Here is a 19,617-nt window from a genome sequence, read left to right as displayed (position 1 = left end):
TTCGCGACTGCGGGGCTCCGCTCCGCTGCACTCCTCGCGCTCACTGGTACGACCTCCGGCGGTCCGGCGGCGGGATCTCCGCGCCCTTGTACTCGACGGGGACGCCGCCGAGCGGGTAGTCCTTGCGCTGCGGGTGGCCCTCCCAGTCGTCGGGCATCAGGACCCGGGTCAGGTTGGGGTGGCCGTCGAAGATGACCCCGAACATGTCGTACGCCTCGCGCTCCTGCCAGTCGGCCGTCGGGTAGACGGCGGTGACGCTGGGCAGGTGCGGGTGCTCGGCGGAGACTGCCGCCTCCAGCCGGACCCGACGCCGGTAGGTCATCGAGGTGAGCTGGTAGACCACGTGCAGCCGGCGCTCGTCGGCACCGAGGTAGTCCACCCCGGACACCGAGGAGCACAGCTCGAAGCGCAGCGCGAGGTCGTCCCGCATCACCTGGCACACCTCGGCGATCCGCTCCGGGCGGACGTGCAGGGTCAGCTCGCCCCGGTCGACGACGACCTTCTCGATCGCGTCGCCGAACTGCGGGTACGCCTCCTCCAGCGCGTCCCGCACCTCGTCGAAGTAGCCCCCGTACGGCCGGGGGGCCTCCTCGATCGGGGTGCGCTGGCGGACCAGGCCGCCGTAGCCGGACACGTCGCCGGTGCCCTGCATGCCGAACATGCCGCGCCCGGCGGGGCTGGACGGCGGCAGCTCGGCGGGAGCACCGCTGGTCGCACCGGCCGGGGTGACCGGTACCGGCACCCCGCCGTCGTTGGTGCGGTCGTCGGTCACTTGGGGCCCCTCTGCGACTGGAGGTGGTTCTGGGCGTTCATCCAGTTCTCGATCCGCAACTGCTCCTCGCGCCCCTCGCGGACCGCCTTCGTCCACTCGGCACGACGGGCCTTGTCGTTGCGGTACGACGACGGCATCGAGCCGTACGGCACCACGGGCACGTCGCCGCGCTCCAGGCGGGCCGCCTGCATCTTGCGGCCGTTCGGGCCCAGCGGCTCGTACATGATCTTCTCGCGCAGCTTGAGGATCGCGTCGATGAGCATCTCGGGGCGGGGCGGGCAGCCCGGCAGGTACATGTCGACCGGGACGACGTGGTCGACGCCCTGGACGATCGCGTAGTTGTTGAACATGCCGCCGCTGCTGGCGCAGACGCCCATGGAGAGCACCCAGCGGGGCTCGGCCATCTGGTCGTAGATCTGGCGCAGGACCGGGGCCATCTTCTGGCTCACCCGGCCGGCCACGATCATCAGGTCGGCCTGACGCGGCGAGGCGCGGAAGACCTCCATGCCCCAGCGGCCCATGTCGTAGTGCGGGCCACCGGCCGCCATCATCTCGATGGCGCAGCAGGCCAGGCCGAAGGTGGCGCCCCAGACGGACGACTTCCGCGACCAGTTGACCAGCTTCTCCACGGAGGTGAGCAGGACGCCGGCGGGGAGTTTCTCCTCGATGCCCATCTGACGTTCCTCCCTCAGTCCCAGTCCAGCCCGCCGCGCCGCCACACGTAGGCGTACGCGACGAAGACCGCGACGATGAACAGGACCATCTCCACGAAGCCGAAGATCGGCAGGGCGTCGAAGGAGACCGCCCAGGGGTAGAGGAAGATGATCTCGATGTCGAAGACGATGAAGAGCATCGCCGTCAGGTAGAACTTGATCGGGAACCGTCCCCCGCCCACCGGCTGCGGGCTGGGCTCGATCCCACACTCGTACGCCTCGAGCTTGGCCTTGTTGTAGCGCCGGGGACCGGCGAAGCGGGCGGCGGCCACGGAGAACAGCGAGAACGCCGCGGCGAGGGCGAACAGCCCGATGATCGGTGCGTAAGGCGAGAGCGACATCTTTTCTCCTGCTCGTCCTTCCCCTGCCCCAGGTGCTTGACAAAATTCACACTATTCACGTCCCTCGTGACTGCCGTCAGCGGGGGTCGATCCCTGCCCGTGCCGGTGCCGCCGTTGGCCCTGGCCCGGTCACGCCTCACACGGCCGGGGCCGCCTTCGTCATCGCGTTGATGACCCGGTCCATCGCGTCCCCGCCGCGCGGGTCGGTCAGGTTGGCCAGCAGCTTGAGCACGAAGCGCATCAGCATCGGGTGCGGCATGCCGTGCTTGGTCGCCATCCGCATCACCTCGGGCCGGCCGATCAGCTTGACGAAGATCCCGCCGAGCCGGTAATAGCCACCGAACCGGGCCTTCAGCTCCTGCGGGTACGCGGTCAGCGCCCGCTCCCGTTCCGGGCCGGCCGGGCGGGCCAGCGCCTGCACGATGACCTCGGCGGCCAGCTCGCCGGACTCCATCGCGTACGCGATGCCCTCGCCGTTGAACGGGTTGACCATGCCGCCGGAGTCGCCGACCAGCAGGACCCCCCGGGTGTAGTGCGGCACCCGGTTGAAGCCCATCGGCAGCGCCGCGCCGAGGATCGGGCCGTCGGCGTTCGCCTCGTCGGTCATCCCCCAGTCGTCCGGGGTGTTGGCCAGCCAGTCGGTGAGCAGCCGCCGGTAGTTCGTCTTGCCGAACGCGGAGGAGGAGTTGAGCACGCCGAGGCCGACGTTGACCCGACCGTCGCCGAGGCCGAAGATCCAGCCGTAGCCGGGCAGCAGCGCGTCGCTGCCCTTGCTGCGCAGCTCCAGCCAGGACTCCAGGTAGTCGTCGTCGTGCCGGGCCGGCGAGCGGTAGTAGCGGCGCACGGCCACGCCGATCGGCCGGTCCTCCCGCTTGGCCAGGCCGAGGGCGAGCGGGAACCGGCCGGAGACGCCGTCCGCAGCGACCACCAGCGGGGCGTGGAAGGTGGCCGGCTCCCGGTCGGGGCCGACCTCGGCGGTCACCCCGACCACCCGGTCGCCGCCGTCGAGCACCGGGCCGATGACGTTGACGTTGGTGCGCAGCTCGGCACCGGCGGAGACCGCCCGTCGGGCGAGCAGGTCGTCGAAGTCCAGCCGGGTGCGGACCAGACCGTAGTTGGGGAAGCTGGCCAGGTCGGGCCAGTCCAGTTCGAGGCGTACCCCGCCGCCGATCACCCGCAGGCCCTTGTTGTGCAGCCAGCCGGCCTCGGGCGAGGTGTCCACGCCCATCCGGATGAGCTGCCGGGTCGCCCGGGGGGTGAGCCCGTCCCCGCACACCTTCTCGCGGGGGAACTCGGTCTTCTCCAGCAGCAGCACGCGTACGCCGTGCCGCGCCAGGTGGTACGCCGTCGCCGATCCGCCGGGACCGGCGCCCACCACGATCACGTCGGCGTCGTTCTCCACCGATGTCATCTGCGCCTCCTCCCGCACGCTCGTGAAATGCTTCACAAGCCCGATCGGGTTGGAGTCTATGACCGTGGTTACTCCGCTGCCGGGTGAGGGGTACCTAACTTCCTGGAAACATGCCGGTCGGGGTGGGTCCGCCCCTCAGTTCGGGGCGACGTCGAGCCCGCCCTCGGGCCGGATCGCCGCCGGCAGGTGGTCACGCAGCGCTCCGCCGGCCGCCCGGTCGAGCGCACCCAGCACCTCGGCCACCACCTGCCGGACCTCGGTCGGGTCCGCGCCGGCCAGCTCCCTGAGCTGGGCGACCAGCTCGGCGGCATCGTCGTCGGCGGGGGCCGTCGGGTCGGTGGGCGCTACTCCGGTCATGCCGGGAAGCTTACGTGCCAAAAAGCGATAAATATGGACATCAGCGAAAGATGTCGTTCACCCTCCGTCAGGTCCGGACGGCCCGGTGCAGGGCCACCACCCCGCCGGTCAGGTTGCGCCACGCCACCCGACCCCAACCGGCCGCACCGACCCGGGCCGCCAGGGCCGCCTGGTCCGGCCAGGCCCGGATCGACTCGGCCAGGTAGACGTACGCGTCGGGGTTACTGGACACCGTCCGGGCCACCACCGGCAACGACCGCATCAGGTACGACAGGTAGACCGTCCGGAAGGCCGGGTTCACCGGCGTGCTGAACTCGCAGACCACCAGCCGCCCGCCCGGCCGGGTCACCCGGGCCAGCTCCCGCAGGGCCGCGTCGGGGTCGTTGACGTTACGCAGGGCGAAGGAGATCGTCACCGCGTCGAAGGAGGCGTCGGCGAAGGGCAGCCGCAGCGCGTCCCCGGCCAGCAGCGGCACCTCCGGCCGGACCCGCCGGCCGGCGTACAGCATGCCCTGCGACAGGTCCACACCCACCGCGTACGCCCCGGAGCGGGCCAGTTCCTGCGTCGACACCCCGGTGCCGGCGCCCACGTCCAGCACCCGCTCGCCGGGGAGCAGCCCGAGCGCCGCCCGGGTGGCCCGTCGCCACGACCGGTCCTGCCCGAAGGCCAGGACCGTGTTGGTCAGGTCGTAACGGGCGGCCACCCCGTCGAACATCGCGGCGACCTCGGGTGGCGACTTGTCCAGGCCGGCGCGCTGGCCCTGCGGGGTACGACTCACCCCTCCACTCTGCCAGCCCGACCCCACCCACCCACCGCTGGGTCCGACCGACCCGGGGTCGACCGGCGACGTACCGGCGCGGGGGTGGGGCGGACGCGCGGCGGGCGGGGTGGATGACCACCCCGCCCGCCGTCCTACCGTGGTGCGGAAGACCTGCCTCCGGTCAGCTCCGCGGCTTCTCGTCGCCCGGGGTCACCAGCACGAGCCGACGCCGACGGGCGAGCATCAGCAGCGCGCCGCCCGCGAGCAGCACGACGGCGCCGATGCCACCGATCAGGGTGGCCTGCGCGCCGGTCACCGGCAGACCGCCGTCGCCACCACCGGTGCCACCACCGGTCGTCGGGCTGACGCTGGTGCTCGGGCTCGGCTGACCGCTGGTGCTCGGGCTCGGCTCACCGGTCGGGCTGGGGCTCGGGCTCGGGCCGGTGCTCAGGTCGACGAACACGTCGAACAGCGACGTGTTGTCGACGTCGTCGGTCTCGGTGAAGACCTTGCGCTGCGCCTTGCTGGCTACCTGCGGCTTCTCCTCCGGGGTGCCCTCGGCCTCGGTCAGCCCGGCGGCGAACAGGACGCCCGGGGTGAGCACCTTCTCGGTGACGCCCGTGCCGACCTTCACCCGCACGTCGGCGGTGTAGAACTCGCCAGGCCGCAGCACCGCGCCGGAGTCCTCGCAGTACGCCACCACGCCGCCCAGGTCCTGCGTGACGCAGCTCTCCGGCAGGTCGACGAAGCTGGCACCCTCCGGCAGGGCGATCCCGTAGAAGACGCCGGTGGCCCGGCGGCTGCCGCCGTTGTAGACCGCCCAGTCCAGCGGGGCGGTGCCGCCGGGCTTGACGCCGGTCAGGCCGGTTTCGCCGGCGTCGTCGCCGTCGACCACCACGTCGGCGTAGACGTCCTGCACCCAGGTGGTCAGGTCGTAGCCGGGCTTGACCACCATGATGTCGTGGTCGACCGAGTCCGAGGTGGTGTTGGACCCGCTCACGGTCACCTTCAGCACGCCACCCTTGCCGCGCGTGTCGGTGCCGAACAGCGGGATGCCGAACTCCTCGGTGGTGCCGGCGGCGATGTCGTCGGTGGTACCGCCCAGGTCGGACAGGGAGCAGGTGAAGGCGGTGCCGCTGACGGCGCAGCCGTCCGGCACGAGCACCCCGACCTTGTTCGCCTTCAGGCCCGCGGTCTCGACGGTGACCTTCACGTCCTTGGCGTCGACCGTGCCGCGGACGTTCTGGACGGAGAACTTGAACGGCTTGGCCTTGGCCTCCTTGACGCCCAGGGCCAGCTGGGAGCTGAGCGGGACGAGGTCGAGCGTCGCCTGGTCGGCGGCGCTGGCCGGGGCGGCGACGGTGGCCAGGCCACCGACGGCGAGCAGGGCCACGGCACCGAGGCGGGCCAGGGCCGAGCGGTGGAACAGAGTCATCGATCCCCCGGGGGGCTAGGGACTGCTGGGAAAGGTGGGGCTGATGTGGCGAACCGAGCGGACGTTATCCGAGATCGACGTCGGTACGCCAGCCGTGACGTGCGATTTTGCCCCAGACGGGGCCGAACGGACGAGGAGCGGGGGCGGGACGGTCACCCGTCCCGCCCCCGTTTTATATGAACGGCCCTCCCGGGCCGATGGAGGACGTACGACACTCGTCATCCGCTCGCCGCAGGCGGTGGGCGGAGGTACGTCGGGCGCACGTTAGCGGGCACCGCCGCGCGACGCCAACCCCCGCGCCGGGGCGCCGGAAGCGGGACATCCGCCCAGCGTGCCGCACGCCGCCCCAATTGCCGCGTCTTGTGGGGGCTGGTCCCGCGCCGCCTCGGCCGAACGGCGACCACGAATATCCCCCGGGCCGACACCCGGACCCGTTCAGCCAGTCACCGGAACAGCCCGATCAGTTACTCGGGGTGACGGTCGGGGTGGCTCAGCGGGCCTCGACGAGCGGCAGCGTACGGCCGGCGCCACCGCCGGGCATGGCGATCGAGGAGAAGTGCGACACCACCCGGTCGTCGGTCGGGTCGTCGGCGGGGGTGTGGTGCACCGCCAGCCGACGGTAGAGGGTGTCCCGCTGGGCCGGGATCCGGTCGGCCGAGCGGATCATGCCGATCAGCTCGTGCAGGTTGGAGCGGTGCCGCGCGCCGGCCGAGGAGATGACGTTCTCCTCCAGCATGATCGAACCGAGGTCGTCGACGCCCATGTGCAGGGCGAGCTGCCCGACGTCCTTGCCGGTGGTCAGCCAGGACGCCTGCAGGTGCGGCACGGTCTCGAAGAACAACCGGGCCACCGCCACCAGACGCAGGTACTCCAGCGTGGTGGCCTGGGTGCGGCCCTTGAGGTGGTTGTTCTCCGGCTGGTACGTCCACGGGATGAATGCCCGGAACCCCCGGGTGCGGTCCTGCACGTCGCGGATCATCCGCAGGTGCTCGATCCGCTCGGCGTTGGTCTCGCCGGTGCCCATCATCATCGTGGCGGTGGACTCCAGGCCCTGCCGGTGGGCCAACTCCATGACCTCCAGCCAGCGCGCACCGGACTCCTTGAGCGGGGCGATCGCCTTCCGTGGCCGGTCCGGCAGCATCTCGGCCCCGGCGCCGGCGATCGAGTCCAGCCCGGCGGCCTTGATCCGGGCGATGGCCTCGTCCAGGCTGACGCGGGAGACCTTCGCCATGTGCAGGATCTCGCTCGGCCCGATCGAGTGGATGGCGAGCTGCGGGTACGCCGCCTTGACCGAGGAGAACAACTCCTCGTAGTACTCCACGCCGTAGTCCGGGTGGTGGCCGCCCTGGAGCATGACCTGGGTGGCGCCCAGCTCGACCGCCTCGCCGCAGCGACGCAGGATCTCCTCGGTCGGGTGGGTCCAGCCCTCGGCGTGCTTGGGCGCCCGGTAGAAGGCGCAGAACTTGCACGCCGTCACGCAGACGTTGGTGTAGTTGATGTTGCGGTCGATCAGGTAGGTGACGATGTTGTCCGGGTAGCGCCGCCGGCGTACCGCGTCCGCCGCCTCGCCCAACGCGTGGAAGGGCGCCTCGGTGTAGAGCAGCAGCGCCTCCTCGGGCGTGATCCGCCCGCCGTCCGCGCCGCGCTGCAGGATGTCGTCGATCTCCCGGTTCGCCGTCACGCCTCCGAGCGTACGCCGACCTCCCGCCCCACCCTCTGGTGGTGCGTCGACCGTGACGCGTCCCGCACCACCAGCCTCGGGCACTCGCCCAAGCGCGGCGGGGAGCAGAGGCGTGGGTGTCCGCCGCAACACTCGACACCAAATGCTGGAATCATTCCGGCATCACGCCTGACTCCGACGCTGACGAGCGCATCCTGGCCGAGTTGGAGACGATGCGGGAGGCCCTTCGCTACCAGGTCGCCGAGCCACGCCGATGGAGTGGGGCGTCCGGGCCGGCACCCGCTTCAGAACAGAGGGCTGTCCTCCGCGCTGGCTGACGGGCCCCGCCCCGATCGACGCCGGCCGACCGCCGGAAGCGCCGGGCCGGGGCCGTAGGTAACCGAGGGCCCCCGGCGTGACTCGGAAACCCGCACCAGAGTCCCCCGCTCGACCAGGTCGCTGAGCAGTCGTGACGTCGCCTGAGCGTCGACGTCGAGAGCGATCCGCACCATCCGTGCGTTGATCTGGCCAGCAGCCCGCAACAGCTCGACGACCTTGCGCTCGGCGTCGTCGCCCTGTCCTCGGCGATAGCGGACCGCCGGGCCGAGAGCGCTCAGCACCGGGCTACGCAGCCGATAGTTCGGGGCCCGCCGTCGGGCGGTCTCCCGCGTGGGCTCCAGCATCGCCACCGGCTCGGTGCTCAGTCGCAGCAGCACCTCCTGCGACTCGACCACGTCCTTCTGCAGGAGTGGGGCCGCGTCGACGGCGGACACGACGCGATGGGTCAACAGGTGGTAGAGGATCAGCAGGGTATCGGCGTCGTCCTGCTCAGCCTCGGGCAGCGCCGCGACGTAGCGGGTGACATGCCGGTTGGGTGCGCCGCCGAGCAGGGTGACGGTCACCTGGTCGGGTTCCTCGACGTACCGTGGCGGTTGGTGGCCCACCCGGACCATCTCCCGGTACATCCGATCCACCCCGACACCCGCCTCCTCGGCGAGCCCCAAGACCCGCACAGCCCTGGCCAGCGCCGGGTTCCGTGGCCGGGAGGTGGTGGTCAGGATGTTCTCCACAGTCACTCCGAAGACCAATGGCCCGGGTGAGGCCACGAGCAGTCGGGTGGGGGCATGCTCGATACGCACCGGTCCGCCAAGGCGGTAGTCACGGTGGACGAGAGCATTGACCACCGCTTCCCGGACCGCCGCCTCCGGCAGATCGGCCAACTGCACCTGCTGGCCACCGGGCAGGTTGACCGGTGTCTTGTCCACCCGGGCGTCGATGATCTCCAGCACCCGTACCAGGGTGCGCAGCAGCGGCCCGGCGATCCGCTGCACGACGGTCGGCTCACCCGCAGGGGTCTTACGGAACTGGTAGACCGCGAGATCCCGGGCATCCTGCTGGGGGCCGGGATCCACCAGCAGGAGCGCACCAGCGTGGTTGAGACGACCCTCGGGACCGAGCAGGCCCAGGATCCGTAGCAGGTCGCCGTCGGTTTCGGAGGCGTAGCGCCGCCGCGCCGGGTCGGGACTCTGCCGGAGCAGCCCCCGCGCGATGTCGAGCGCCACCGGCGACACATCCGACCTGTCCAGTTCCGCATCGCCAGCGGACCAGTCGACGCTGTGTCGATCGGCCAGTGCGGAAGCAATCTGCGCTGCGGTCATCGGCACGCAGGAGGTGCCGACCCGATGGGTCGTACGCTGATCAACCTGGTGGATGTCGGGGCTGCGGGGAACGGAGACCATGAGAAGCCGACGCCCCGCGTACTCGATCTCGTGGCTGGAGACGATGAGCGACGGCTCGGTGAGTTCGTAGATCCGCTGAACGACCCGGAGCGGATCGAGGTCGGTGCCCTCGAACGCCTCCGAACCGGCGATCCGGTCGTGCACTCCGACCACCAGCACGCCGCCGATGTCGTTGGCGAAACAGGCCGCTGCCGCCGCCAGCATCCGGAGCGCATCCTCCCGGGACCGGCCCTGCCGCTTGAAGTCCAGCGTCCTCGACTCAAGCGAGTCGGCGGTCTCCCCCGCGAGGATGCGGGCGAGCGCCTCTGCTGGCTCCTTGCCGGTCATCGGAGTTTCCCATCAGTTTTAGCGAACCCTTCCCAGCAAGGGTAAGACAAAACTACGGGAAAACCCGGCAACGGCGGGGATTCTGCAGCCCATCTGGCTGCGGCCGTACGATCCGGCTGACTCGCCCGGTCCGATCCCGTCCGGGGTCGAGCGGTTCCGGTGACGCAGGCGGGACGAGCCGGAGCCGCCGAGCGAGGCCGAGCGGGAGGCCGCCCGCTACACGGTGGTGCCGGTGTCACCCGACGCCGCGCAGGCGCTCGGCGACGATCGGGGCGAGGTCGGGCTGCAACTGTTCCGCGACGAGGACCGGGACGGCAATCCGCCGCACCTGGACGAGGCGGTCAAGCTGATCGAGGAAGCCTGCGGCGAGCGGGTCTCCCTCACCGAGCACCACTCCGACCTCACCTACTGGACCGCCCACCTCCGCACCGACTGACAGGGCGCCGGGGCCGCGAATCCGGCACATAACCATCGATCCCGGGCGAGTCGCTGACGTCATCAGCTCGACAGGGCCCGCAACAGACACAGGACCCCCGCCCGAGAGCGAGGACAGGGTCACCGGCCCCCGGAGGCTCGAAACCACCGCCGGCAGTGCCGCCGACCCGGCTATCCGTCGTAGTCGACCGTCAGGGTGTCGGTGGTCGGGCTGGACTGGCAGGTCAACACGTACCCGGCGGCCACCTCGTCCGGCTCCAGGGCGTAGTTGCGGGCCATCGTCACCGCGCCGGAGACCACCTTCGCCCGGCAGGTCGAGCAGACCCCACCCTTACAGGCGTACGGCAGCTCGCCGCGCACCTTCAGCGCCGCGTCCAGCACCCGCTCGTCGCGGCCCATCGTGAACTGGGACGACCGGCCGTCCAGCACGATGGTCACTTCCGCGCCGCCGGTCGACTCGCCGCTGCGGCGGACCGGCTCCGGTGGGGTGTCGACGTGGAACAGCTCGGTGTGCACCGCCGACTCGGCCAGGCCCCGGCCGGTCAGCACCGCCTTCGCGTCCAGCACCAACTGGTAGGGGCCGCAGAGGAACCACTCGGCGATCGCGTCGCCCGGCACGATGGTGTCCAGCAGCCGGCCCAGCCGCTCGGCGTCGATCCGGCCGGACAGCAGCGGCGACTCACCCGGCTCCCGGGACAGCACGTGCACCAGGTGCAGCCGGGTCGGGTAGCGGTCCTTCAGGTCCGCCAGCTCCTCGGCGAACATCACCGTGTTGGCCGTGCGGTTGCCGTACACCAGGGTGAAGGTGCTGGCCGGCTCGACGGCCAGCGCGGTCGCGACCAGCGCGAGCACCGGGGTGATCCCGGAACCGGCGACCACCGCGCCGTAGTGCCGCACCCGGTCCGGCGCGAACGCCGTGGTGAAGTGCCCCAGCGGGGGCAGCACCTCGACGGTGTCACCGTGCCGCAGCGCGCCGCAGGCATAGCTGGAGAACGCGCCGCCGGGGATCTCCCGCACCCCGATCCGCAGCCGGCCGTGCCGGGCCAGGTCGTCAGGTGTCGAGCAGATCGAGTACGACCGCCGCACGTCCGCACCGGCCCCGGGCCCGCCGCCGGTGCCGGCCGCGTCCGACGGCGGCGCGGGCAGCCGTACGGTCAGGTGCTGGCCGGCGGAGAACGCGAAGGTCGCCCGCAGCTCCTCGGGCACCGCGAAGGTGATCGCCACGGCGTCGTCGGTGAGCCGGTCCACGGCGGCCACGGGCAGCGGGTGGAAGGCCGGCCTGCGGCGCACCGGGCGGGAGATCGTGACAGTCACAGCGCCTTCAGGTGGTCGAAGGGTTCGGAACAGGACCGGCAGCGCCACAGCGCCTTGCACGCGGTGGAGCCGAACCGGCTGAGTTGGGTGGTCTCCGGCGAGCCGCAGCGCGGGCAGCGCACCGCCAGGGTCACCGGCACCGCCGTGCCGTCGCCGCGCGGGGCGGGCGGGGCGATGCCGGCGGCGGCGAGCTTGGCGCGGCCGTCGGCGGAGATCCAGTCGGTGCTCCAGGCGGGGCTGAAGACCGTGCGGACCTCGGCGTCGGGATGCCCGGCGGCGGTCAGCGCCCGCCGGATGTCGTCCCGGATCACGTCCATGGCGGGGCAGCCGGTGTAGGTGGGGGTGATCGTGACGACCACCCGCCCGGTGGCCGGGTCCTCGTCGACCGCCCGCAGGATGCCCAGCTCGTCGATGGTGATCACCCGGATCTCCGGGTCCACCACCGCCGCGACGGCCGTCCTGGGGTCGGTCACCGCCGCCGTCCCCGGCCGGACCCGCTCACCACCGGGCCCCGGGGTGGGCGCGGTGCAGCACCTGCATCTCGGCCAGCAGGAAGGACAGGTGCTCGGTGTGCACACCGTCGCGGCCGCCGCCCGGCGTCCAGCCGGTCTCCGGCCGGGTCAGGGTGGCCTCGGCCAGCACCGGGTGCACCACGGCCTCGAAGTCGGCCCGCAGGGTGGCCGGGTCGACCGGGGCCGCCGGGTCCGCCGTGAACAGCTCGTGGTGGTACGGCCAGAGCTGGTCCAGCGCGGCCTGGGCGCGGCGGTGCGACTCGTCGGTGCCGTCGCCGAGCCGCTTCACCCACAGCGCGGAGTGGTCCAGGTGGTAGGCGGACTCCTTGCGCGCCTTCGCGCCGATCGCGGCGAGCCGCTCGTCGGGGCAGCCGGCCAGCGCGGTGTAGAGCGGCACCTGGTACGCCGCGAGCAGCAGCAGTTTCACCATGGTCACCGCGAAGTCGCCGTTGGGCAGCTCGACCAGCAGGCAGTTGCGGAACTCCCGGTCGTCGCGCAGGTACGCCAGCGCGTCCTCGTCCCGGCCGGCGCCCTCCAGCTCCCCCGCGTACGACAGCAGCAGGCGGGCCGCGCCGAGCTGGTCGAGGGCGATGTTGGCCAGGGCGATGTCCTCCTCCATCTCGGGCGCGCGGGTGGCCCACTCGCCGAGCCGCTGGGCGGCCACCAGCGCGTCGTCGCCGAGGGCGAGGGTGAAGTCGAAGGGGCCGTTCACAGGGCCGGTCTCCGTTCGCGACTGCGGGGCTCGCAAACCCGGCTCACTCCTCGCGCTCACAGGTGGGCCACGCCGTCAGGCACCTCGTAGAAGGTGGGGTGGCGGTAGACCTTGTCGGCGGCCGGGTCGAAGAAGGCGTCCTTCTCGTCGGGGCTGGACGCGGTGATCGCACCGGCCGGCACCACCCAGATGGAGACGCCCTCCTGTCGCCTGGTGTAGAGGTCCCGGGCGTTGCGCAGGGCCAGCTCGGCGTCGGGGGCGTGCAGGCTGCCGACGTGGGTGTGGGACAGCCCCCGTCGGGCCCGGACGAAGACCTCCCACAGCGGCGAGGTCACCGCCGCCCGGGGCGGTTCGTTCTGCTCGCTCACGCGGCCACCTTCTCCCGCTGGTCCGTGGCCCGGCTCTGCGCGGCCCGCTTCGCGGCGTACGCCGTGGCGGCGTCGCGTACCCAGGCGCCGTCGGCGTGGGCCCGTCGCCGGTGTTCCATCCGTTGCCTGTTGCAGGGGCCCTCACCGGAGATCACCCGCATCAGCTCGTCGTAGTCGGGCTGGGTGAAGTCGTACGCCTGCCGCTCGTCGTTCCAGCGCAGGTCGGGGTCGGGGATGCGGAGGCCGAGGACCTCCGCCTGCTGCACGCACATGTCGACGAAGCGCTGCCGCAGCTCGTCGTTGGAGAACCGTTTGATCTTCCAGGCCATCGACTGCGCGGAGTGGGTGGAGTCACCGTCCGGCGGGCCGAACATCGCCAGTGACGGGTACCACCAGCGGTCGAGCGCGTCCTGCGCCATCGCCCGCTGGGCCGGGGTGCCGTGCGCCAGGGTGTGCAGGATCTCGTAGCCCTGCCGCTGGTGGAACGACTCCTCCTTGCAGACCCGGATCATCGCCCGCGCGTACGGCCCGTAGGAGCAGCGGCACAGCGGGACCTGGTTGACGATCGCCGCGCCGTCCACCAGCCAACCGATCGCGCCCACGTCGGCCCAGGTGAGGGTGGGGTAGTTGAAGATCGAGCTGTACTTCTGCCGACCGTCGAGCAGCAGTTCGACCAGTTCGTCGCGGCTGACGCCGAGGGTCTCGGCGGCGGCGTAGAGGTAGAGGCCGTGGCCGGCCTCGTCCTGCACCTTGGCCAGCAGGATGGCCTTGCGCTTGAGCGAGGGGGCCCGGCTGATCCAGTTCCCCTCGGGCTGCATGCCGATGATCTCGGAGTGGGCGTGCTGGGCGATCTGCCGGACGAGCGTCCGACGGTAGGCGTCGGGCATCCAGTCGCGGGGTTCGATCTTCTGGTCGGCGTCGATCACGTCGGCGAAGTACGCCGCCGGGTCCACGCCGGGCGTGGCGGTGCCCTCCCGGGCGCGGGCCGCCGCCTCGCGCAACGCCGCCTCGGCGGCCTCGACCTGACCGAGCAGGCCACCACCGGGCGTGTCCTGCTCCGGGGCGAAGTCGTTGCCATACATTCGTCAAGTGTTACAGCTCGCCTCCGATGACACCAGAGGGTGTAACAGGATTTGAGTAGCGGCTTCCGTTACCAGGTGGATGCGCTCGGTCGATACCAGGACACCTCCTCGGATATGACTTGGGTCACTGATCAAAGATGAATACCCACAAGGGGCGCAAACCGTGCCTATATCTCGACTTACCGGCAGTTTGCCGTGCGTCGGATTCTGGCGAGTCGGCTGTCCGGACGTAGACTTCCCCGGTCACCACCGATCGGCTACCGACGATCGCCAGCGAGACACAGGCCACTCCCCCGGCCTCGGCGGTCGAGCCGACACCCGCGGAAGCAGCCGGTCCCCCCGGCCTGACATCTGGAGTTCACCCACGCATGCGATCTCGCGTGATCATGGTGCTCGCCGTTATGGCGGTGCTGCTCGGCACCGGCCTGCTGGTGCCGACCGCGTACGCCAAGCTCGCCGGCGACGACCCGACCGGCGGTACCGGCGGCGGCACGGCGGAGAAGGTGCCCGCGCCCGCGCCGACCGCGCCCCCGGCGCCCACCCTGGCCGCCGCCCCGGTCTCGGTGACCTTCAAGGGGGAGTTCTTCGCCTGGGCCCTGCAGGACCGCAAGACCGGTCAGGTCTCCGGCTCGAAGAACATGACCTCGACCAGCTCCACCGAGTCGATGCTCAAGGTCTGGATCGTCTCCGACTTCCTGCGCGAACTCGGCGACGAGAAGCCAGCTGCATCGATGTTGAAGCTCGCGAGCCTGGCCATCCGGGACAGCGACGACGACGCCACCAACAAGCTCTACGCGAAGGCGGGCGGCTCGTACCGGGCGCTGGACAACGGCCAGCCCGGCCCGGTGCTCAAGCGGGCGATCACCATCTGCGGTCTCAAGGACACCAAGCCCGGCAACGTCCCCGGCTACGAGGGCTGGTGGAGCTTCACCCGGATGTCCCCCCGCGACGCGGCCCGGCTCGGTGACTGCGTCGCCGACGGCAAGGCCGCCGGCCCCCACTGGACCAAGTGGGTGCTCAACGAGATGGCCCAGGTCCGGGGCAGCGTGGGCAAGCAGCTGGCCCGCTCCGGCGGCGGCCGCTGGGGCATCATCGACGGCCTGCCCGACGAGATCACCAAGCAGGGCCCGGTCGCGATGAAGAACGGCTGGACCCCCCTCAGCTACGACAGCAACTGGCACGTCAACTGCCTCGCCGTCACCGACAAGTGGAGCCTCGCCGTGATGATGCGCTACTCGATCAGACAGCCGCTGAGTTACGGCGCCAAGGTGTGCGCCAGCGTCGCCACCCAACTCGTCACCCCGCAGCCCGGCGCCGCGCTCAAGGTGCCGCAGCCGCTCGGGAAGCTCTGATGCCGGGCAGCCGGCGGCCCGGCCGCTCCGCCCGGCGGGACCACCGCCCGCTGAAGATCGTCGCGGTCGCCGCGGTCCTCACCGGCCTCGTGCTCGTCTCGCTGCGGCTGCTCCCCGGCTCGCCGATGGAGTCCACCGCCGCCTCGCGCTGGGGTGACGCGTCCACCGCGTCCCGGTCCACCGGGTCGGCCGTCGACCGCCGCAGCCGGCCGACCCCGGCACCGTCGCCGACCCCCTCGCTCACCCCGCTGCCCTTCGCGGACCGGGACCTCGACATCGACATCGAGGGCTGGTACGCCTGGAGCGTCCTGGACCGCCGCACCGGCACGATCATCGGCTCGGACAACATGGCCGAGACCAGCACCACCGCCTCGCTGATCAAGTCGTGGATCGTCGCCGACTACCTGCGCCGGGCGGCCGAGAAGGGGCAGACCCCGAGCGACGCCAAGCTCGCCGACGCCACCCGGATCATCCGGGACAGCGACAACACCCGGGCCGAGCAGTTCTACAACGGGGTCGGCCGGTCCGCCTCGATCAAGCGGCTGCTCTCGCTGTGCAAGCTCACCGACAGCAGCGTGGCCGACGACGGTGGCTGGAGCCGGACCAACCTCTCCCCCCGCGACGCCGCCCGGCTCGGCAACTGCATCGCCGACGGTCGCGCCGCCGGCCCGACCTGGACCAAGTGGCTGATCAACGAGATGCGGCTGGTCCGGGGATCGGGTGACTTCGGCATCCGCAAGGCGTTCCCGGCGGCCCAGCAGAAGAAGATCGCCATCAAGAACGGCTGGATCGACCGGACCCGCGAGCAGGAGATGCACATCAACTGCCTGGCCATCGGCGACACCTGGACGATGGGCGTGATGGTCCGCTACCCGATCAACCTGGGCTACGAGTACGGCATGAAGAACTGCCAGAAGATCACCAAGGCCCTGCTCGGCCCCAGCACCTGACCGGCTCGATCGACTCCGGGTTGATCGACTCCGGAACGCCGATGTAGCGGTATCCCCGGCCAGGGATACCGCTACATCGCCGCACAACCAGTTGGGTCAGCCGGCGAAGAACTCCGGGCCGCCCTCGGGCAGGGCGGGGGCCTCGCCGGTCGCCGCCGCCCGCCGGGCGAACTCGCGCAGGCCGGCGACCTGCCGCTCACCCAACGAGAAGTCGAGGGCGCGGAAGTACGTGGCCAGCGTCGCCGCGTCGAACGGCTCCCAGCGGGCCGCCGCCTCGGCCACCTGGTCCAGCTCGGCCAGGCACAGGTCACGGGAGCGCAGGAACGCCTCGTGCACCTCCTTGACCAGGCCCGGGTGGGCGGCGGCGAAGTCCCGGCGGACCGCCCAGACGGCGAACACCATCGGCAGCCCGGTCCACTCCCGCCACGCCTGACCGAGGTCGGTCACCGCGAGCCCCCGACCCGGTGCCTCGTAGAGGGCGCGCAGCGCCACGTCACCGATCAGCACCCCGGCGTCGGCCTCCAGCAGCATCTGGGTCAGGTCGGGCGGGCAGCGGAAGTACTCCGGGTGGACGCCGTACCGGTCGGCGAGCAGGAGCTGGGCCAGCAGCACCCCGGTCCGCGAGGTCGAGCCGAGCGCGACCCGCCGGCCGTCCAGCTCGGCCAGCGGCCGGGTGGAGACCACGTTGACCGAGAGCACCGGCCCGTCGCTGCCCACCGCCAGGCCCGGCAGGAGCAGCAGCTCGTCGGCGTGCCGCAGGTATTCCACCTGGGAGATCGGGCCGATGTCCAGGTCACCGGCGACCAACGCCGCACTGAGCCGGTCCGGCGAGTCCTTGTGCAGGTCGACGTCGAGCAGCGCGCCGGAACGCATCAGCCCCCAGTAGATCGGCAGGCAGTTCAGGAACTGGATGTGCCCGACCCGGGGACGTGCCACGCGCTCAACCATGCCCCGACCGTATCCCCGCCGGCCCGTACCGGCTCACCGGGAGGCCCGGACAGTGGCCAACCCCGCACCGCCGGCACCGCGCCGACCTGGTCGGATCGAGGACCGCCCGCTGCCAGGCCGTAATTCGGTTGCCGGGACGGCCCGCGGTAGTAGGCTACTTTGTCCCGCCCGACGGCCGAGGTGTGTAGCACCGCAGCGGACGTCCCCGCGCCGACCCCGGGTCGGAAACGCGAGCGGCAGTGTTCTTCCCGTGTCGAGGAGTACGAGGATGACCCTGCACGCCCCCGAACAGTCCCTGGACGACGAGCTCGCCGCCGAGCGGGCCCACCTGGCAACCTCCCGGCAGGCGCTACGACGGATGCGCGACCGCGCCGAGTCGCTCTTCGCCACCGGTGACAAGGTCGCCGGGGACGCGTACACCGCCGAGCAGCTCGGCCGGCACCTGGCCCGACGGGTCGCCGAGCTGGCCGACGACCCGACCACCGCGCTCTTCTTCGGCCGCCTGGACTTCGGCCCCGCCGACCCGGAGCACGCCGGGCGCGGCTACCACGTCGGCCGGCGGCACGTCACCGACGACCGGGGCGAACCACTGGTGCTGGACTGGCGGGCCCCGGTCTCCCGCTCGTTCTACCGGGCCAGCGCCCGGGACCCGCAGGGCATCGCGGTACGACGGCGGTTCGGGTTCAACGCCGGGGCGCTGACCAGCTTCGAGGACGAGCACCTGGACCGGGGTGAGGAGCTGGGCACGGCCAGCCGCATCCTCACCGCCGAGATCGAACGCCCCCGGGTCGGGCCGATGCGGGACATCGTCGCGACCATCCAGCCCGAGCAGGACGAACTGGTCCGGGCCGACCTGGCCGACTCGATCTGCGTCCAGGGTGCGCCGGGCACCGGCAAGACGGCGGTCGGGCTGCACCGCGCCGCGTACCTGCTCTACCTGCACCGGGAGCGGCTGCGCCGGGCCGGGGTGCTGATCGTCGGCCCCAACCGGGCGTTCCTTGCGTACATCGCGGCGGTGCTGCCCGCCCTCGGCGAGGTCGAGGTGGCCCAGGCCACCGTGGAGGACCTGGTCGCCCGGGTGCCCGTCCGCGCGGTCGACGATCCGGCGGTCGCCGTCCTCAAGCACGATCCCCGGATGGCCGGGGTGCTGCGCCGGGCGGCGGACCAGCGGATCACCGCGCCGACCGAGCCGATCATGGTGTCGGACGGGTCGTTCCGCTGGCGGATCGGTCTGGAGCCGCTGCACCGGGTGATCGAGGAGACCCGGCGGGAGGGCCTGCCGTACGACACCGGGCGGGAGCGGGTCCGGGCCCGGGTGGTCGGGTTGTTGCAGCGTCAGGCCGAGGCCCGCCGGGCCGAGTCGCCGGGCGACGCCTGGCTGCGCCGGATGGGCAGGGCCCGCCCGGTGACCGCCTTCCTCGACGCGGCCTGGCCGGCGCTCACCCCGGAGGGCCTGGTGCACTCGGTGCTCGGCGACCCGGCCGTCCTCGCCGCCGCCGCCGACGGCCTGCTCACCGCCGACGAGCAGGCCCTGCTGCGCGGCGGGGCGACTCCCACCGATCCGACCGGCACCGACCCGACCGGTGCCGGGCCGGTCAGGAGCCGGTCGGGGGCCGGCGCGGCGGGCACGAAGCTCGGCCGGACGCCGAAGGCGACCCGGTGGACCGCCGCCGACACGGTGCTGATCGACGAGGCGGCCGGGCTGATCGAACGGCCCGCCGGCTTCGGGCACGTCGTCGTGGACGAGGCGCAGGATCTCTCGCCGATGCAGTGCCGGGCCATCGCCAGGCGCAGCGAGCACGGATCGATCACCCTGCTCGGCGACCTGGCCCAGGGCACCGCGCCGTGGGCGGCGAGCGACTGGCGGGAGTCCCTGGCCCACCTGGGCAAGCCGGACGCGGTGGTGGTGCCGCTGAGCGTCGGGTTCCGGGTGCCCGCCGTGGTGGTCGCGTTCGCCAACCGGCTGCTGCCGGCGCTGGCGGTCGACGTGCCACCGGCGGTGTCGCTGCGCCGCGACGGTGCGCTCGACGTGCGTACCGTGACCGACCTGGTGGCGGCGACGGTGGCCGAGGTGCGCGCGGCGCTCGGGCACGACGGTTCGGTCGGGGTGATCGCCGCCGACGACGCGGTGGACGGGCTGCGGGCGGCGCTCGCCGACGCCGGGGTGCCGACCGCGACCGCCGACGACGTGGCGGCCTCGGCCCGGGTCACCGTCGTCCCCGCGACCCTGGTCAAGGGCCTGGAGTACGACCAGGTGGTGGTGGTCGAGCCGGCCGCGATCGTGGCCGCCGAGCCGCGTGGCCTGCACCGCCTCTATGTGGCGTTGACCCGGGCGGTGTCCCGGTTGTCGGTGCTGCACACCGCACCGCTGCCCGGCCCGCTGGCCGATCCCCCGGACGGCCCGACGCCGGCCTGACCGCACCTGCACG

The 19,617-nt window shown here is 72.0% G+C and carries 19 protein-coding genes; 4 read left to right on the top strand and 15 right to left on the bottom strand.

The features are described from left to right. Nucleotides 1-40: 40 nt before the first annotated feature. The 9 genes from ACN261_RS11045 to ACN261_RS11005 all read right to left on the bottom strand — a co-directional run bounded on the left by ACN261_RS11045 (nt 41) and on the right by ACN261_RS11005 (nt 9,515). On the bottom strand, nt 41-772 hold the full coding sequence (locus ACN261_RS11045) for an NADH-quinone oxidoreductase subunit C (RefSeq protein ID WP_088646157.1): 732 nt from the start codon (nt 770-772) through the stop codon (nt 41-43). After that, nucleotides 769-1,446, bottom strand: coding sequence for a NuoB/complex I 20 kDa subunit family protein (locus ACN261_RS11040; RefSeq protein WP_088646158.1), 678 nt, complete (start codon nt 1,444-1,446; stop codon nt 769-771). The genes ACN261_RS11045 and ACN261_RS11040 overlap by 4 nt, the downstream gene beginning before the upstream one ends. A gap of 14 nt (nt 1,447-1,460) precedes the next feature. Then, nucleotides 1,461-1,826: an NADH-quinone oxidoreductase subunit A gene (locus ACN261_RS11035; RefSeq protein WP_067300536.1), complete on the bottom strand. Its 366-nt coding sequence runs from the start codon at nt 1,824-1,826 to the stop codon at nt 1,461-1,463. A gap of 136 nt (nt 1,827-1,962) precedes the next feature. After that, complete coding sequence (locus tag ACN261_RS11030; RefSeq protein ID WP_425849861.1) at nt 1,963-3,237, bottom strand: geranylgeranyl reductase family protein; 1,275 nt, start codon at nt 3,235-3,237, stop codon at nt 1,963-1,965. A gap of 135 nt (nt 3,238-3,372) precedes the next feature. Beyond that, the gene (locus ACN261_RS11025; RefSeq protein ID WP_425849858.1) at nt 3,373-3,594 is read right to left on the bottom strand and encodes a hypothetical protein; all 222 of its coding nucleotides are present in this window, start codon (nt 3,592-3,594) and stop codon (nt 3,373-3,375) included. Nucleotides 3,595-3,661: 67 nt separating this feature from the next. After that, entirely contained in the window at nt 3,662-4,372 is a 711-nt protein-coding gene (locus tag ACN261_RS11020) for a demethylmenaquinone methyltransferase (RefSeq protein WP_421485096.1), read from the bottom strand. A gap of 163 nt (nt 4,373-4,535) precedes the next feature. Next, nucleotides 4,536-5,789 carry an LPXTG cell wall anchor domain-containing protein gene (locus ACN261_RS11015; RefSeq protein ID WP_425849856.1) on the bottom strand — a complete coding sequence of 418 codons (1,254 nt, stop codon included), beginning with the start codon at nt 5,787-5,789 and terminating at the stop codon, nt 4,536-4,538. 490 nt (nt 5,790-6,279) lie between these two features. Next, nucleotides 6,280-7,470, bottom strand: coding sequence for a cyclic dehypoxanthinyl futalosine synthase (gene mqnC, locus ACN261_RS11010; RefSeq protein WP_425849853.1), 1,191 nt, complete (start codon nt 7,468-7,470; stop codon nt 6,280-6,282). A 284-nt stretch (nt 7,471-7,754) separates the two neighbouring features. After that, entirely contained in the window at nt 7,755-9,515 is a 1,761-nt protein-coding gene (locus ACN261_RS11005) for an ATP-binding protein (RefSeq protein WP_425849851.1), read from the bottom strand. Between the two features lie 232 nt (nt 9,516-9,747). On the opposite strand from ACN261_RS11005, the gene ACN261_RS11000 reads away from it, so the two are divergent. Further along, nucleotides 9,748-9,951 (top strand): hypothetical protein, encoded by a 204-nt coding sequence (locus tag ACN261_RS11000; RefSeq protein ID WP_425849848.1) that lies wholly within the window; start codon nt 9,748-9,750, stop codon nt 9,949-9,951. 170 nt (nt 9,952-10,121) lie between these two features. Here ACN261_RS11000 and paaE read toward each other — a convergent pair whose 3' ends face one another. The 5 genes from paaE to paaA are packed head-to-tail and all read right to left on the bottom strand — an operon-like array spanning nt 10,122 to nt 13,938. Beyond that, nucleotides 10,122-11,264 carry a 1,2-phenylacetyl-CoA epoxidase subunit PaaE gene (gene paaE, locus ACN261_RS10995; RefSeq protein ID WP_421485091.1) on the bottom strand — a complete coding sequence of 381 codons (1,143 nt, stop codon included), beginning with the start codon at nt 11,262-11,264 and terminating at the stop codon, nt 10,122-10,124. Continuing rightward, nucleotides 11,261-11,737 carry a 1,2-phenylacetyl-CoA epoxidase subunit PaaD gene (gene paaD / locus ACN261_RS10990; protein ID WP_421485090.1) on the bottom strand — a complete coding sequence of 159 codons (477 nt, stop codon included), beginning with the start codon at nt 11,735-11,737 and terminating at the stop codon, nt 11,261-11,263. The genes paaE and paaD overlap by 4 nt, the downstream gene beginning before the upstream one ends. Nucleotides 11,738-11,762: 25 nt before the next feature. Beyond that, the gene (paaC, locus tag ACN261_RS10985) at nt 11,763-12,524 is read right to left on the bottom strand and encodes a 1,2-phenylacetyl-CoA epoxidase subunit PaaC (protein WP_425849845.1); all 762 of its coding nucleotides are present in this window, start codon (nt 12,522-12,524) and stop codon (nt 11,763-11,765) included. A gap of 20 nt (nt 12,525-12,544) precedes the next feature. Beyond that, on the bottom strand, nt 12,545-12,856 hold the full coding sequence (paaB, locus tag ACN261_RS10980) for a 1,2-phenylacetyl-CoA epoxidase subunit PaaB (protein ID WP_204925759.1): 312 nt from the start codon (nt 12,854-12,856) through the stop codon (nt 12,545-12,547). Next, entirely contained in the window at nt 12,853-13,938 is a 1,086-nt protein-coding gene (gene paaA / locus ACN261_RS10975; RefSeq protein WP_425849843.1) for a 1,2-phenylacetyl-CoA epoxidase subunit PaaA, read from the bottom strand. Before paaA ends, paaB begins: the two co-directional genes overlap by 4 nt. 368 nt (nt 13,939-14,306) lie before the next feature. Between paaA and ACN261_RS10970 the strand changes: the two genes are divergently transcribed. Both ACN261_RS10970 and ACN261_RS10965 read left to right on the top strand, forming a co-directional pair. After that, a complete protein-coding gene (locus ACN261_RS10970; protein ID WP_425849842.1) occupies nt 14,307-15,290 on the top strand; it encodes a hypothetical protein in 984 nt (327 codons plus the stop codon). Then, on the top strand, nt 15,290-16,240 hold the full coding sequence (locus ACN261_RS10965) for a hypothetical protein (protein WP_425849840.1): 951 nt from the start codon (nt 15,290-15,292) through the stop codon (nt 16,238-16,240). Before ACN261_RS10970 ends, ACN261_RS10965 begins: the two co-directional genes overlap by 1 nt. A gap of 96 nt (nt 16,241-16,336) precedes the next feature. On the opposite strand, the gene ACN261_RS10960 is transcribed toward ACN261_RS10965, so the two are convergent. After that, nucleotides 16,337-17,188, bottom strand: a complete 852-nt coding sequence (locus tag ACN261_RS10960) for a menaquinone biosynthetic enzyme MqnA/MqnD family protein (protein WP_421485085.1) — start codon at nt 17,186-17,188, stop codon at nt 16,337-16,339. Between the two features lie 268 nt (nt 17,189-17,456). Between ACN261_RS10960 and ACN261_RS10955 the strand changes: the two genes are divergently transcribed. Beyond that, the gene (locus ACN261_RS10955) at nt 17,457-19,604 is read left to right on the top strand and encodes a HelD family protein (protein ID WP_425849837.1); all 2,148 of its coding nucleotides are present in this window, start codon (nt 17,457-17,459) and stop codon (nt 19,602-19,604) included. The last annotated feature ends 13 nt before the right edge of the window (nt 19,605-19,617 follow it).

This window comes from Micromonospora sp. WMMD723 (assembly GCF_049863385.1).
GTDB lineage: Bacteria > Actinomycetota > Actinomycetes > Mycobacteriales > Micromonosporaceae > Micromonospora > Micromonospora wenchangensis.
This window is presented reverse-complemented; position numbering and strand designations above follow the sequence as displayed.